14 protein-coding genes are annotated in these 14,044 nt (G+C 66.2%); 7 read left to right on the forward strand and 7 right to left on the reverse strand.

What is annotated here, in order from left to right; translation table 11 throughout:
• The first annotated feature begins 5 nt into the window (after window positions 1-5).
• Genes QTI24_RS16815 through QTI24_RS16840 form a run of 6 tightly spaced genes read left to right on the forward strand, consistent with a single transcriptional unit; the run spans window position 6 to window position 4,842 of the window.
• Entirely contained in the window at window positions 6-446 is a 441-nt protein-coding gene (locus tag QTI24_RS16815) for a ribulose bisphosphate carboxylase small subunit (RefSeq protein ID WP_286601904.1), read from the forward strand.
• 22 nt (window positions 447-468) lie between these two features.
• The gene (cbbX, locus tag QTI24_RS16820) at window positions 469-1,416 is read left to right on the forward strand and encodes a CbbX protein (protein WP_286601905.1); all 948 of its coding nucleotides are present in this window, start codon (window positions 469-471) and stop codon (window positions 1,414-1,416) included.
• Window positions 1,413-2,141, forward strand: a complete 729-nt coding sequence (locus QTI24_RS16825; RefSeq protein ID WP_286601906.1) for an HAD-IA family hydrolase — start codon at window positions 1,413-1,415, stop codon at window positions 2,139-2,141. Before cbbX ends, QTI24_RS16825 begins: the two co-directional genes overlap by 4 nt.
• Window positions 2,142-2,169: 28 nt before the next feature.
• A complete protein-coding gene (locus QTI24_RS16830) occupies window positions 2,170-3,231 on the forward strand; it encodes a class 1 fructose-bisphosphatase (protein ID WP_286601907.1) in 1,062 nt (353 codons plus the stop codon).
• Window positions 3,232-3,255: 24 nt separating this feature from the next.
• Window positions 3,256-4,140, forward strand: coding sequence for a phosphoribulokinase (locus QTI24_RS16835; protein WP_286601908.1), 885 nt, complete (start codon window positions 3,256-3,258; stop codon window positions 4,138-4,140).
• Between the two features lie 12 nt (window positions 4,141-4,152).
• Window positions 4,153-4,842 carry an HAD-IA family hydrolase gene (locus QTI24_RS16840; RefSeq protein WP_286601909.1) on the forward strand — a complete coding sequence of 230 codons (690 nt, stop codon included), beginning with the start codon at window positions 4,153-4,155 and terminating at the stop codon, window positions 4,840-4,842.
• 1 nt (window position 4,843) lies between these two features.
• Here the strand turns inward: QTI24_RS16840 and QTI24_RS16845 are convergent, their stop codons facing one another.
• The 6 genes from QTI24_RS16845 to QTI24_RS16870 all read right to left on the reverse strand — a co-directional run bounded on the left by QTI24_RS16845 (window position 4,844) and on the right by QTI24_RS16870 (window position 12,552).
• Window positions 4,844-5,821 (reverse strand): Bug family tripartite tricarboxylate transporter substrate binding protein, encoded by a 978-nt coding sequence (locus QTI24_RS16845; RefSeq protein WP_286601910.1) that lies wholly within the window; start codon window positions 5,819-5,821, stop codon window positions 4,844-4,846.
• Window positions 5,822-5,928: 107 nt separating this feature from the next.
• Window positions 5,929-7,212 (reverse strand): phosphopyruvate hydratase, encoded by a 1,284-nt coding sequence (gene eno / locus QTI24_RS16850; RefSeq protein ID WP_286601911.1) that lies wholly within the window; start codon window positions 7,210-7,212, stop codon window positions 5,929-5,931.
• Between the two features lie 11 nt (window positions 7,213-7,223).
• Complete coding sequence (pyk, locus tag QTI24_RS16855; protein WP_286601912.1) at window positions 7,224-8,639, reverse strand: pyruvate kinase; 1,416 nt, start codon at window positions 8,637-8,639, stop codon at window positions 7,224-7,226.
• Window position 8,640: 1 nt separating this feature from the next.
• Window positions 8,641-9,945, reverse strand: a complete 1,305-nt coding sequence (locus tag QTI24_RS16860; RefSeq protein ID WP_286601913.1) for a glycerate kinase type-2 family protein — start codon at window positions 9,943-9,945, stop codon at window positions 8,641-8,643.
• A 17-nt stretch (window positions 9,946-9,962) separates the two neighbouring features.
• Window positions 9,963-11,315 carry a dicarboxylate/amino acid:cation symporter gene (locus tag QTI24_RS16865; protein ID WP_286601915.1) on the reverse strand — a complete coding sequence of 451 codons (1,353 nt, stop codon included), beginning with the start codon at window positions 11,313-11,315 and terminating at the stop codon, window positions 9,963-9,965.
• 148 nt (window positions 11,316-11,463) lie between these two features.
• Complete coding sequence (locus QTI24_RS16870; RefSeq protein WP_286601916.1) at window positions 11,464-12,552, reverse strand: tartrate dehydrogenase; 1,089 nt, start codon at window positions 12,550-12,552, stop codon at window positions 11,464-11,466.
• A gap of 121 nt (window positions 12,553-12,673) precedes the next feature.
• On the opposite strand from QTI24_RS16870, the gene QTI24_RS16875 reads away from it, so the two are divergent.
• The gene (locus tag QTI24_RS16875; RefSeq protein WP_286601917.1) at window positions 12,674-13,603 is read left to right on the forward strand and encodes a LysR family transcriptional regulator; all 930 of its coding nucleotides are present in this window, start codon (window positions 12,674-12,676) and stop codon (window positions 13,601-13,603) included.
• Here QTI24_RS16875 and QTI24_RS16880 read toward each other — a convergent pair whose 3' ends face one another.
• Entirely contained in the window at window positions 13,604-13,846 is a 243-nt protein-coding gene (locus QTI24_RS16880) for a hypothetical protein (protein WP_286601919.1), read from the reverse strand.
• Window positions 13,847-14,044 lie beyond the last annotated feature (198 nt).

Genomic DNA, 14,044 nt, shown 5'->3' on the forward strand with positions numbered 1-14,044 from the left:
CGATCATGATGACCAACCCGACCGGCCGCATCACCCAGGGCCAGTTCAGCTTCCTGCCCGATCTCACCGATGCCGAGATCGCGCTGCAGATCGACTACGGCCTCCAGAAGGGCTATGCCTGGAGCGTCGAATACACCGACGACCCGCATCCGCGCAACACCTACTGGGAGATGTACGGCATGCCGATGTTCGACTTGGGCGACGCGGCGGGCGTGGTGCTCGAACTGAAGGAGTGCCGCAAGACATTCCCTCATCACTACATCCGGCTGATGGCGTTCGACTCCACACGCGGCGTCGAGACCATCACGATGAGTTTCATCGTCAACCGGCCCGCCAGCGAGGCTGGCTTCAGCCTCGTGCGCCAGGAGGTCCATGGCCGCACGATGCGCTACACGGTGCGCAGCTACTCGACCGACAAGCCCGAAGGCGAGCGCTCCGGCGCCTGAACGACGGCTTTCGGGGCACCTCATGACTGCACCTCTGTACGCGATCCCGGGCGCCCCGGCCGCCGCCGCGCCGGATGAACCGCCCCAGGCCGCGCGCACGGTGGCCGAGGTCTTGGCGCAAAGCCAGGTCGAGGGAGTCATCGATGAACTCGACCGCGATCTGATCGGGCTGGTGCCAGTGAAGAGCCGCATCCGCGACATCGCCGCGCTGCTGGTGATCGACAAGCTGCGCGCCCAGCACGGCCTGGTCGCGCAGGCGCCTTCGCTGCATATGTGCTTCACCGGCAACCCCGGCACCGGCAAGACCACCGTGGCGCTGCGGATGGCGCAGATCCTTCACCGGCTGGGCTATGTGCGGAAGGGTCATGTGGTGAGCGTGACGCGGGACGACCTGGTGGGCCAGTACATCGGCCACACCGCGCCCAAGACCAGGGAGGTCTTGAAGAAGGCGATGGGCGGCGTGCTCTTCATCGACGAGGCGTACTACCTGTACCGCCCGGAGAACGAGCGCGACTACGGCCAGGAGGCGATCGAGATCCTCCTGCAGGTGATGGAGAACCAGCGCGACGACCTGGTGGTGATCCTCGCCGGCTACAAGGACCGGATGGACACCTTCTTCCAGTCCAACCCCGGGATGAGCTCGCGCATCGCGCACCACCTCGACTTTCCCGACTACGCCACGCCCGAGCTGCTGCAGATTGCCGACCGCATGCTCTCGGCCACACAGTACCGCTTCGGCGCCGAAGCGCGCGAAGCCTTCGACAACTACCTGCACCTGCGCATCGCCCAACCGCATTTCGCGAACGCGCGCAGCGTTCGCAACGCGCTGGACCGGGCGCGGCTGCGTCAGGCCAGCCGGCTGTACGCCGACCGCGATCGCGAGCTCGGGGCGGCCGAGCTGAGCACCATCGCGGCAGGCGACATCCTCGCCAGCCGGGTGTTCGCAAACTCCGAGAAGGATGCGCCGTGAAGCCAGAACCCTTGCGCGCCCTGATCTTCGATTTCGACGGCACGCTCGCCGACACCGAGAGCGCGCATCGCGCGGCGTTCAACGATGCCTTCGCCGAGGCCGGCCTCGATTGGCATTGGAACGAGACGCTTTACACGCAGCTGCTGGAGGTCGCCGGAGGCAAGGAGCGCATCCTTCACTACTGGGGCCAGGTGCGCGGCGACACCAAGGTCATCGACGCCGGCGCGCTGGCCTATACCGTGCAGCGCATTCACGATCTCAAGACCGCGTCCTACGAGCGCAGGGTGCACGACGGTGCCGTGCAACTTAGACCCGGGGTGCAGCATCTGATCGACTCGGCGTTCGACGCGGGGCTGCGCCTGGCGATCGCGACCACCACGTCGCCGGTCAACATCGCGGTCGTGCTGCGATCGGCGATCGGGCTCGACTGGGCACACACCTTCCAGGTCGTCGAGGATGCCGCCACCGCCCCTCGGAAGAAGCCGCATCCCCAGGCTTATCTTCAAGCGCTGCAGAGACTGCAGGTGCGCGCCGCGCAGTGCCTGGCCTTCGAGGACTCGGCCAACGGACTCAGGGCGGCCATCGATGCCGGACTGCCAACCATCGTGACCCCCAACGCCTTCACCACGCACCACGACTTCGCGGGAGCGCTGCATGTCCTGTCCGACCTGCAGGGCAAGACGGTGGCCGAGCTGAGGAGCTGGCACGCAAGCGCACAGCGCTGAATCCGGGTCCACGAATCGAAAGACGACCATGCCTTTGTCCTACCGATCCACGCTCACGCAATACCTGATCGAACAGCGCCGGCGCTTTCCCGGGGCGAGCGGCGACTTCAACGCGCTGATCCTGGACGTGGCGCTCGCGGCCAAGGCGATCGCACGCGCCGTGGCATTCGGCGAGCTCGGTAGCGCGGCGAGCGAGCCGGGCGAAACCCGGAAGCCTCTGGACGTTATCAGCAACGAGATCTTCACCCGCATGAACGAGTGGGGAGGGCACTGCGCCGGCATGGCGTCGGAGGAGGTGGATGAGCCCTACCAGATCCCTCCGCAGCATCCACGCGGCAAGTACCTGCTGGTGTTCGATCCGCTGCACGGCTCCGGCAACATCGAAGTGAACGTCTCGGTCGGCAGCGTCTTCAGTGTGTTGCGCGCTCCACAGGAAGTGGTCGACAGCGGTCGCGATGTGACCGAGGCCGATTTCCTGCAGCCTGGCGCGGTCCAGGTGGCCGCGGGCTATGCACTGTACGGGCCGACGACGATGCTCGTGCTGTCGGTGGGAAACGGCGTGGTGGGATTCACGCTCGACCCGAACCTGGGCGAATTCATGCTGACCCATCCGCACATCCAGGTGCCGATCGAGACACAGGAATTTGCGATCAACGCTTCCAACAGCCGCTTCTGGGAAGCGCCGGTCAAGCGCTACGTCGACGAATGCCTCGCTGGCAGGACCGGCGCCCGATGCAAGGATTTCAATATGCGCTGGATCGCCTCGATGGTGGCCGAGGTGCATCGAATCCTGATGTGCGGCGGCGTTTTCCTGTACCCGCGCGACTCGAAGGACCCGGCCGAGCCGGGCCGTCTGCGCCTGCTGTACGAGGCCAACCCCATTGCATTCATCGTGGAGCAGGCCGGCGGAAGCGCCAGCACCGGGCGCCAGCCCGTGCTGGGCGTGCAACCCACGTCGCTTCACCAGCGCATCGGCCTGGTGTTCGGCTCGAAGATCGAGGTCGAGCGCATCGAGCGGTATCACACCGAGCCCGCCAGGGGCGGACTGGCAAGTCCGTTGTTCGCCAGGCACAGCTTGTTCCGCGAATGAGAGATCCTGCTTCGAGGCCACACCATGTCTGAACGCCACCCCATCATCTCGATCACCGGTTCGTCCGGCGCGGGAACCACGTCGGTCACGCGAACATTCCAGAACATCTTCCGACGCGAGCGAGTCAACGCTGCCATCATCGAGGGCGACAGCTTCCACCGCTACGACCGCAAGGAAATGAAGCTGCGGCAGGCGGAGGCCGAGCGTGAGGGCAACAGGAACTTCAGTCATTTCGGCGCCGAGAACAATCTGTTCGCGGAACTGGAAGCACTGTTTCGCGACTATGCCGACGCCGGCGTCGGCCGCCACCGCAGGTATTTGCACGACGCCGGTGAGGCCGCACCCCACGATCAGGAGCCGGGGACTTTCACGCCCTGGGAAGCACTGCCCGAGGGCACCGATCTCCTGTTCTACGAAGGGCTTCATGGCGCCGTGGTGACGCCCGAGGTGAACGTCGCCCGGCATCCCGATCTGCTGATCGGCGTGGTGCCGGTGATCAACCTGGAGTGGATCCAGAAGCTCTATCGCGACAAGACGCAGCGCGGCTACAGCACTGAAGCCGTGACCGACACGATCCTGCGCCGCATGCCCGACTACGTGAACTACATCTGTCCGCAGTTCAGGTACACGCACGTGAACTTCCAGCGCGTGCCGGTCGTGGACACCTCGAACCCCTTCATTACCCGCGACATCCCGTCGGCCGACGAGAGCATGGTGGTCATTCGCTTCGCCAATCCGAAGGGCATCGACTTCCAGTATCTGCTCAACATGATCAACAACTCCTGGATGTCGCGCGCCAACACGATCGTGGTGCCAGGCGGAAAGATGGAGTTGGCGATGCAATTGATCTTCACGCCCTTCATCTGGCGAATGATGGAGCGGCGCAAGGCGGCCTTGAGCGCCCTGTGAACCGATACCGGCATGGTCTACGACATCATCAGCTTCGACCTCGACGGCACGCTCGTCGACACCGCCGCCGAGATCGCGGAGGCGGTGAATCTCTCGCTCGACGTGCACGGCGTGGCGCGGCGCCCCACGGCGGAGATCACCCATCTTATCGGCGACGGCTCCCGACAACTGATGCTCAAGCTGCTGGCACGGCTGTACCGCGAGCAGCCGGCGCTGGCGGAGACGGTCCGCGTCGAAGCCGTGCTGGAACGCTTCGAGCACCTCCTGAACGCCACGATCGGCAGCATGTGCGCGCCCTACGCTGGCGCGCACGAGGCGCTGAGTCGGCTCCGTCAAGCCGGCGTCCGGCTCGCCTGCGTGACCAACAAGGAACTGCGCCACGCACGCCGTGTGCTCGAGGCCACTCGGCTCGAAAGCCTGTTCGAGCTCGTGGTCGGCGGCGACTCCCTGCCGCACAAGAAGCCCCATGCGAGCGTACTGCGCCACGTGGTCGAGACGCTTGACGGCGACACGCGCCGCGCCGCGCATGTGGGTGACTCGAGCACCGACGTGGACGCGGCGCGCAACGCTGGCGTGGCCGCCTGGGCCGTGCCCTATGGCTACAACTCAGGCGTGCCGATTGCCGATTCGCAGCCGCAGCGCATCTTTCCCAGCTTGATGCAGGTAGCCGACTTCGTGCTCGCCAACCCGCACGGCCACTGACTCAATCGATGGCCACCTTGGCGTCCTTGACCAGCTTCGAGTACTTGGTGGTGTCGTCCTTGATCTGAGCCGCCATCTGCGCCGGCGTGTCGCCGACCGGCTCGGCACCGATCTCTTCCATGCGCTTCTTGAACTCCGGCGACTGGATGATCTTCACGATCTCGGTGTTCAGCTTCGTGACCACCTCCTTGGGCGTTGCCGCCGGCGCGAGGATGCCGAACCAGGTGCCCTGGTTGAAGTCCTTGATGCCCGCTTCGGCCAGCGTCGGCACATCGGGCAAGGTGGTGGAGCGCTTCGCCGTGGTCACGGCCAGCGCACGCAGCTTGCCGCCCTTGATGTGCTGCACCAGCGGCGTGAGCGTGTCGAAGGACATGTCGACCTGACCGCCCAGCAGGTCGGTCGTGAGGGGTGCGCTGCCCTTGTAGGGCACGTGCAGCAGTTCGACACCGGCCAAGGTCGAGAACTGGGTGCCGATCAGGTGCTGGACCGTTCCGTTGCCGTTGGATCCGTACGAGAGCTTGCCCGGCGAAGCCTTTGCCATTGCAATCAGGCTCTTCACGTCGGTCGCCGGCGACTTGGCATTGACCACCAGGACGTTGGGCACCATCGCGACGGTGGCGATCGGCGCAAAGCTCTTCTCGAAGTCGTAGGGCAGCTTCTTGTAGACGCTGGTGGCGATGGTGTGGTGCACCGCACCCATGAGCAGCGTGTAGCCGTCCGGCTTGGCCTTGGCGACGTAGTCGGCGCCGACGGTCGCGCCGGCGCCCGGTTTGCTCTCGACGATCACGGGTTGGCCAAGGCTTTGCGACAGCGGCGTGGTGATGGCACGCGCCAGTGCGTCCGAGCTGCCGCCTGGCGGAAACGGCACGACCAGGGTGATCGGCTTGGCGGGCCAGGCTTGCGCGGCGGCGAGCGATGCGGCGAAGCCGAAAGCGATGGCCGTCAGGGCGGTGCGGGGGCGGAAATTCGATGGCTTCACGGTTTGTCTCCTTATGGGTGTGATGCGACTGTAGGCAGCCGCGGGGTGTTCGACGTGGGTCGGAATTCAATCCGGCGTTAACTTGAATTCAATAATCGAAAGCCGGCTCAACGGCCGGAAGAAATGGCCGCTCCACCCGCGAAGACGGCATCGCGGCCGAGTTCGGCCTCGATGAGAAGCAGGCGGTTGTACTTGGCCATGCGGTCGGAGCGGCATAGCGAGCCGGTCTTGATTTGCGCCGCTGCCGTGCACACGCTGAGGTCGGCAATGGTGGTGTCTTCCGTTTCGCCGGAGCGATGCGAAACCACCGCCGAGTACCCGGCCTTGTCGGCCATGGCGATGGCGGCGAGCGTTTCGGTCAAGGTGCCGATCTGGTTCGGCTTGATGAGTATCGAGTTCGCCGCACCGCGCGCGATGCCGCGCTGCAGGATCTCCGTGTTCGTGACGAACAGGTCGTCGCCGACCAGTTGCACCTTGCGGCCGAGCTTCGCGGTGAGGAGTTCCCAGCCATCCCAGTCGTCTTCGGCCATGCCGTCCTCGATCGTCACGATGGGATAGGCAGCCACCCAGCGAGCCAGGTAGTCCACGAACTGCGCCGAGTCGAAGTGCCTGGCCTCCGATGCCAGTTCGTACCGGCCGCCTTTGTGGAACTCCGAACTTGCAACGTCCAGGCCGAGGGCCAAGTCCGTTCCGGCCCTGAACCCCGCCTGTTCGATCGCGGCAAGGATGACCTCGATGGCCGCCTCGTTCGACGGCAGGTCCGGCGCGAAGCCTCCCTCGTCACCCACGGCGGTCGACAGGCCGCGGCCCTTGAGCAGGCCCTTGAGCGAGTGGAAGACCTCGACGCCCCAGCGCATGGCCTCCGAGAAGCTCGGCGCGCCGACGGGGACGATCATGAACTCCTGCATGTCGACGTTGTTGTCGGCATGCGCGCCGCCATTGATGATGTTCATCATGGGCAACGGGAGCACCGGCTTGCGGTCACCGCCGATGTGGCTATACAGGGCCTTGCCGCCGGAAGCCGCAGCGGCCTTGGCCGCCGCGAGCGACACCGCGAGGATCGCGTTCGCGCCGAGCCGCGACTTGGTCGACGTTCCGTCCAGTTCGATCATCAGGCGGTCGAGCGCGCCCTGGTCTTCGGCGGCACGGCCGACCAGAGCCTTGCTCAGTTCGCCGTTGACGTGGCCGACCGCCTTGAGGACGCCCTTGCCGAGATAGCGCTTCGGATCGCCGTCGCGCAGCTCGATGGCTTCGCGTGCGCCGGTCGAAGCGCCGGAAGGGGACGCGGCCAGGCCGCGGGAGCCGTCGGACAACAGGACTTCGGCGGCGACGGTGGGATTGCCGCGAGAGTCCAGGATCTCGAAGCCGCGGATTTGCTGGATCGATGCCATGGTTGCTCCGCTCAGATTTGCGCGATGCGCAGGAGGTTGGTGGTGCCGGAAGTGCCGAAGGGCATGCCCGCCGAAATCACGATGGTCTGGCCCGCTGCGCCGAAGCCTTCCCTGAGGGCGGTGCGACTGGCGAGATCGCTCATCTCCGACACATCCACCACCTCGTGGCAGAGCACGGCGTGGACGCCCCAGGCGAGCGCCAGTCGGCGTGCCGTGGCAAGCCGTGGCGTCATGCCGATGATGGGAGCGCGCGGCCGCTCGCGCGCCATGCGCAGCGCGGAATAGCCCGAGCTCGTGTAGGCAACGGTGGCTGCGGCGTTGAGCAGGCCCGTGATGTCGCGCATGGCCGCGCCGATGGCGTCGGCGGTGCGGGCCAGCGGCTCGGCGCGCGATGAGTCGATCGCGATGCGATAGTTCGGGTCGCTCTCGGTGTGCGCGATGATGCTGCTCATCATCTTCACGGCTTGGACCGGATAGCGTCCGCTGGCCGATTCGGCCGACAGCATGACCGCGTCGGCGCCTTCGTAGATCGCGGTGGCGACGTCCGAGGCCTCGGCGCGCGTGGGCACCGGCGCCGTGACCATCGACTCCAGCATCTGGGTCGCGACGATCACTGGCTTGCCGGCCCGCCTGCAGGCGCGAATGATCCGCTTCTGGATCGAGGGCACCTGCTCGGCAGGCATCTCGACGCCCAGGTCGCCCCGGGCGACCATCACCGCATCCGTCTCCACGACGATGGCGTCGAGCGATGCGATGGCCGCCGGCTTCTCGAGTTTGGCGACGATGCCCGCTCGGCCATCCACGATGTTGCGAACCTCGACGACGTCCTCGGGTCGTTGCACGAATGACAAGGCGACCCAGTCGATGCCGAGCGTCAAGCCATAGGCCAGATCGGCGCGATCCTTCTCCGTCATGGCCGAGAGCGGCAGCACCACGCCGGGCACGTTCACGCCCTTCCGGTCCGACAGCTTGCCGCCGTTCACCACCCGCGTCTCGGCGAAATCCTTGCCGAACTTCTCCACCCTCAGCCGCAGCCGGCCGTCGTCCAGCAACAGGTCGGTTCCCGTTTCGAGCGCGGCGAAGATCTCGGGATGCGGCAGCGCCACGCGCGTCGCGTTGCCCGGTGTCTTCGCGTCCAGGTCGAGCCGGAAGGCCTTGCCTTCGACGAGGTTCACCGGGCCATCGGCAAAGGTGCCGATGCGCAGCTTCGGCCCCTGCAGGTCGAGCAGCACGCCGATGGGCCGTCCGCTTTCGCGCTCGACTTCGCGGATCAGGTCGAGTCGGCGCTTGTGGTCCTCGTGCGTGCCGTGGCTGAAGTTGAGCCGGAACACATCGGCGCCGGCGTCGAACAGCGCCTGGATGGTCTGCCGCTCGTCGCTCGCCGGGCCCAGCGTCGCGACGATCTTCGCGTGCTTGTTTCTTCGCATCTCAGTTTCTCCTGGTGGCGCGGTCGGTGCTGCCGGGCTCGGCAGCGATCACGATCGCGCGAAAGTCATTCACGTTGGTCAGCGTCGGCCCGGTCAGTACCGAGTCGCCGAGCGCCTCGAAGAAGCCGTGTCCGTCGTTGTCGTCGAGGCGCTCGCGCGGCCTCAAGCCTTGCGCCCGGGCGCGGGCCAGCGTGTCGGGCGCCAGCAGCGCGCCGGCGATCTCCTCCTGTCCATCGACGCCGTCGGTGTCGCCGGCCAATGCGTGGATGCCAGGCTCGCCGTTCAACGCGATGCCCAGGGCCAACAGGAACTCGACGTTGCGCCCGCCTCGGCCGCGGCCGCGCAGGGTGACGGTGGTTTCGCCGCCGGACAGCAGCACGCACGGCGCGGCCACCGGCTGGCCATGGCGTGCCACCTGCCGCGCGATGCCGGCCATGGTCCGTGCGACCTCGCGCGCCTCGCCTTCGATCGCGTCGCCGAGGATGCAGGTCTTCAGTCCCGCGTCGCGGGCAACCGCCGCTGCGGCTTCCAGCGCCATTTGCGGTGTCGCGATGAAACGGGTCTCGATGCGCGGCAGGCGTGGGTCGTTCGCTTTCAGCGTCTCGCCCTCGCCGGTTTCGAGCAGCGCCAGCGCTCGCGGCGGCACGTCGATCTCGTACCGGCGAAGGATCTCCAGCGCATCGGCGCAGGTGGTGTGGTCGGGCACCGTGGGCCCGGAGGCGATGTCGACGGGATCGTCGCCTGGCACATCGGACAGCAGCAGGTTCAGCACCCGTGCGGGATGACACGCCGCCGCCAACCGGCCGCCCTTGATGGCGGACAAGTGGCGACGCACGCAATTCATCTCGCTGATGCTGGCGCCGCTCGCGAGCAATGCCCGATTGAGCGCCTGCTTGTCTTCCAGCGTGAGGCCCGGCAGCGCCAGCGGCAGCAGCGACGAGCCGCCGCCCGAGATCAGGCACAGCACCAGGTCGGCGCTCGTGAGGCCCCGGACGATCTCCAGCATGCGACGGGCCGCGGCTTCCCCGGCCGCGTCGGGCACCGGGTGCGCCGCTTCGACGATCTCGATGCGCTCGCATGGCACCGCGTACCCGTAGCGCGTCACCACGAGCCCGCTGAGCGGCCCGTGCCAGTGGTCCTCGACGGCCCGAGCCATCGCCGCGGAGGCCTTGCCGGCGCCGATCACCAACAGCCTGCCTTTCGGCGGCGCCGGCAGATGGCGCGGAACGCACAGCGCGGGTTGGGCGGCAGCGATCGCGGCGTCGAACATGGCGCGAAGCACGTTGCGGGAGTCGTTCGGATTCATGGCTGCACTCGTCGGGATCAAGCCGCGATCCGCACGCCGCCCACGGGGTGCACTGGCTTCACGTCGTTGGCAGCTTCGTCGTCGCCTTCGTACAGCGCGTCCAGGTCTTCCGGATCGCTCTTGCCGTCGAGCACCTGTGCCAGGCGTTGACGGTCGACTGCCCCCACCCAGCGGCCGATGGCGATGGTGCCCACCGCGTTGCCGATGGTGTTGGTGATGGCGCGCGCTTCCGACATGAAGCGATCCACGCCGAGCAGCAGCACCATGCCGGCGACGGGAATCTTGCCCATCGATGCGAGCGTTGCCGCCAGGGTGATGAATCCGGAGCCGGTGACGCCTGCGGAACCCTTGGAAGTCAGCATCAGCACGCCCAGCACCACGAGCTGGTCTGTCAGCGTCAGCGGCGTGTTGGTGGCCTGGGCAATGAAGATGGCCGCCATCGTGTAGTAGATGCACTGGCCGTCCGGGTTGAAGGTCAGGCCCGAGGGCACGACCAGGCCGACCACCGGCTTCGAGACGCCGGCGTGCTCCAGCTTGCGCATCAACTGCGGCACCACGGATTCCGACGAGCTGGTGCCGAGCACCGTAAAGAGTTCGTCCTTGATGTACTTCAGGAACTTCCACAGGCTGAATCCCGACAGCCGCGAGATCACTCCCAGCACCAGCGCGATGAACAGGAAGCAGGTGAGGTACATCGTGCCCATCAGCTTGCCGAGCGAGACGACGGAGCCGAGGCCGTACTTGCCCACCGTGAAGGCCATGGCGCCGAATGCCGCAAGGGGAGCCAGCCGCATGATCATCCCGACGATCGCGAACACGCCGTGCGTGAACGAGTCGAGGAAGTCCACCACTGGCTTGGCGCGCGGTCCGATGTGGGAGAGCGCAATACCGAACATCGTGGCGAAGACGAGGATCTGCAGGATGTCGTTCCGTGCCAGTGCGTCGATGACGCTGGTCGGCACCAGGTGCAGGACGAAGTCGACGAAGCCTTCGGGCTTGGCGCTGGCGGCCGTGTAGCTTGCGATCGCCTTGGTGTCGAGCTGCGTCGGATCGATGTTCATGCCCTTGCCTGGGCCCACGACATTGACCACGATCAGCCCCAGCGCGAGGGCGAAGGTCGAGAGGATCTCGAAATAGATGAGGGCCCGGACGCCGACGCGGCCGAGCTCCTTCATGTTCTCCATCCGGGCGATGCCCAGCACCACGGTGGCGAAGATGATCGGTGCGAACACCATCTTGATCAGCTTGATGAAGATGTCGCCCAAGGGCTTGAAGTCGCTGCCGGTGTTGGGCATGAAGACGCCGAGGGCTGCACCGGCGAACACGCCGATGAGTACCTGGACGTACAGCTTTCCGAAGAAGCGGCGCATGGTTTGTCTCCTGATGGATGTGTGGGCACGAGTTCGCCCCGGCAGCGCTAGGCGGCTGCTTTGGGTGGAGAGGCGGCGCGTGCCCGCGCGGCCACTCAGTACAGGAAAGAAGACCCGGCCGCCGCGTGGTGGCCGGGGTCAGGGGCCGTCAGGCCGCCTTGCGCTGCGCGCGGCCGGTGACTTGGTCGCACACGGCCTGGGTGACTTGCGCCGTCGTTGCCGTGCCGCCGAGGTCGCGGGTGTGCAGCGAGACGTCGGCCGTCACCGCTTCGACTGCTTTCATGACGCGTTGGGCGGCGTCGGTCTCGCCGAGGTGCTCCAGCAGCATCACGACCGACCAGAAGGTGCCGACCGGGTTGGCGAGGCCCTTGCCCATGATGTCGAAGGCCGAGCCGTGGATGGGCTCGAACATCGATGGATAGCGGTGCTCGGGGTCGATGTTGCCGGTGGGCGCGATGCCCAGGCTGCCGGCGAGCGCGGCCGCCAGGTCGCTCAGGATGTCGGCGTGCAGGTTGGTCGCCACGATGGTGTCGAGCGAAGCCGGGCGGTTGATCATGCGGGCCGTCGATGCATCGACCAGTTCCTTGTCCCAGGTAACGTCCGGGAACTCCTTCGAGATCTGCAGCGCGATCTCGTCCCACATCACCATTGCGTGGCGCTGGGCGTTGCTCTTGGTGATGACGGTCAGCAGCTTGCGGGGGCGGGACTGCGCCAGCTTGAAGGCGAAGCGCATGATGCGCTCGACGCCGGCGCGGGTCATCATCGAAACGTCGGTCGCGGCTTCGATCGGGTGGCCTTGATGCACGCGGCCGCCGACGCCAGAGTATTCGCCTTCGGAGTTCTCGCGAACGATGACCCAGTTGAGGTCGTCCGGGCCGCAGCGCTTGAGGGGGCCGTCGATGCCCGGCAGGATGCGGGTGGGGCGCACGTTGGCGTACTGGTCGAAGCCCTGGCAGATCTTCAGGCGCAGGCCCCAGAGCGTGATGTGGTCGGGGATGTGCGGATCGCCGGCGGAGCCGAAGAGGATCGCGTCCTTGTCGCGCAGGGCGTTCAGGCCGTCGTCCGGCATCATCACGCCGTGCTCGCGGAAGTAGTCGCCGCCCCAGTCGAAGTTCTCGAACTCGAACTTGAAGCTGCTGCCGGCCGAAGCCAGGGCTTCGAGCACTTGCTGGCCGGCCGGAACGACTTCCTTGCCAATGCCGTCGCCGGGAATGGTCGCGATCTTGTACGTCTTCATGAATATGTCTCCGTTGGGTGGGTGGTGAAGGGGTATGGGTACTGTAAGAACTCGACGCCCCCTTGGCACGGCGCTAAAGTGAATCCATTGTTAACCTGAACTCAACAGTGGAGGCGCACCCATGAGCAGCGGAATCCAGCCAGCGGACCTCGGCTTCTTTTCAACGCTTGCCAGCGCCGGGAGCCTGAGCGCCGCGGCACGCGAACTCGGCATCACGACCCCCGCCGTGAGCAAGCACCTCGCGCTGATGGAGTCGCGTGTCGGTGTGCTGCTGGTCAACCGGTCGACGCGCCGCATGAGCCTCACGCCCGAAGGCGAGCTGTACCTGGAGCATGCGCGACGCATCCTCGGCGAGATCGACGGCATGGAGGAATTGCTCGGCCTCTCGAAGGCGACGCCGAAGGGTTTGCTGAGGGTGAATGCCACGCTGGGCTTCGGCCGCAGCCATGTGGCGCCGCTGATCTCGCGCTTCGTGCGCAAGTACCCGCAGGTGGAGGTGCAGCTCCAGTTGTCGGTCAATCCGCCATCGCCGACCGAGGACCTGTTCGATGTCTGCGTGCGCTTCGGCGCTCCGCCGGACAGCCGGATCATCGCCAGGAACATCGCGGCCAACCGACGCCTGCTGTGCGCGGCTCCCGCCTATCTGGCGAAGCGGGGCATCCCGAAGGTTCCGAACGACTTGACGAAGCACAACTGCATCGGCATCCGCCAGGGAGAGGAAGCCTTTGGCGTGTGGCGCCTGGCGAGCGGAAGAGGCCGCAATGCGAACACCGAGGCGGTGAAGACGCGGGGCAACCTGGCCACCAACGATGGCGAGATCGCCGTGAACTGGGCCCTGGACGGCCACGGGATCCTCATGCGGGCCGAGTGGGATATCGAACGCTACCTTCGCAACGGTCGGCTCGTGCAGGTCCTGCCGCAGTACTTCACACCCGATGCGGACATCTACGCGGTGTATCCGCAGCGCCACCAGTTGGCGGCGAGGGTCCGGGCCTTCGTCGACTTCCTGGCGCTTTCCTTCACCCAGCAGGCAGCGGGTGCGAAAACGTAGCTAGCAGAGGTGCAGGTGCCCGCCGTTCAGCGCGATGTATTGCACGTATTTGCGCCACGCCTCCTGGGCGGCCCGGGCGCTCGTCTTCGCCGTTTCGATGGCCTGATCGGGCGCCGGAGCGCCATCGTCCTTCAGGAACACTCTGAATGCCTCGTTGGCTGCACGCTGTGCCCGTCGGGCCAGCGCATCGGCTCTTGTTGCCTCGGCCCTCAACTGGGCTGCATCGTCGTTGAACGGATTCATGACACCTTGTATGGATGCCTCCCGGCGATAGGTAGTTACCCGCCGTCGTGTTGTGAAGAAGTCGGCTGCTGCCTTGTATCCGGCCTGTTGTGTGGGTTGCCGAGTTGCCCCGATTGCCCCACTGGCCCCGATGTAATCCGCTGACGAGCGCCTCATCTCCTTGACGGACTTTTGAAGTCCTATGTGTCATTCAGGGTT

Origin of the sequence: Variovorax sp. J22P240 (assembly GCF_030316855.1) — a bacterium.
Taxonomy (GTDB): domain Bacteria; phylum Pseudomonadota; class Gammaproteobacteria; order Burkholderiales; family Burkholderiaceae_C; genus Variovorax.

Bases quoted from the DNA above. Each gene is read 5' to 3' on its own strand.
- QTI24_RS16815 (WP_286601904.1), top strand. From the start codon at position 6: ATGATGACCAACCCGACCGGCCGCATCACCCAGGGCCAGTTCAGCTTC.
- cbbX (WP_286601905.1), top strand. From the start codon at position 469: ATGACTGCACCTCTGTACGCGATCCCGGGCGCCCCGGCCGCCGCCGCG.
- QTI24_RS16830 (WP_286601907.1), top strand. From the start codon at position 2,170: ATGCCTTTGTCCTACCGATCCACGCTCACGCAATACCTGATCGAACAG.
- QTI24_RS16835 (WP_286601908.1), top strand. From the start codon at position 3,256: ATGTCTGAACGCCACCCCATCATCTCGATCACCGGTTCGTCCGGCGCG.
- QTI24_RS16840 (WP_286601909.1), top strand. From the start codon at position 4,153: ATGGTCTACGACATCATCAGCTTCGACCTCGACGGCACGCTCGTCGAC.
- eno (WP_286601911.1), bottom strand. From the start codon at position 7,212: ATGGCATCGATCCAGCAAATCCGCGGCTTCGAGATCCTGGACTCTCGC.
- pyk (WP_286601912.1), bottom strand. From the start codon at position 8,639: ATGCGAAGAAACAAGCACGCGAAGATCGTCGCGACGCTGGGCCCGGCG.
- QTI24_RS16860 (WP_286601913.1), bottom strand. From the start codon at position 9,945: ATGAATCCGAACGACTCCCGCAACGTGCTTCGCGCCATGTTCGACGCC.
- QTI24_RS16865 (WP_286601915.1), bottom strand. From the start codon at position 11,315: ATGCGCCGCTTCTTCGGAAAGCTGTACGTCCAGGTACTCATCGGCGTG.
- QTI24_RS16870 (WP_286601916.1), bottom strand. From the start codon at position 12,552: ATGAAGACGTACAAGATCGCGACCATTCCCGGCGACGGCATTGGCAAG.
- QTI24_RS16875 (WP_286601917.1), top strand. From the start codon at position 12,674: ATGAGCAGCGGAATCCAGCCAGCGGACCTCGGCTTCTTTTCAACGCTT.
- QTI24_RS16880 (WP_286601919.1), bottom strand. From the start codon at position 13,846: ATGAATCCGTTCAACGACGATGCAGCCCAGTTGAGGGCCGAGGCAACA.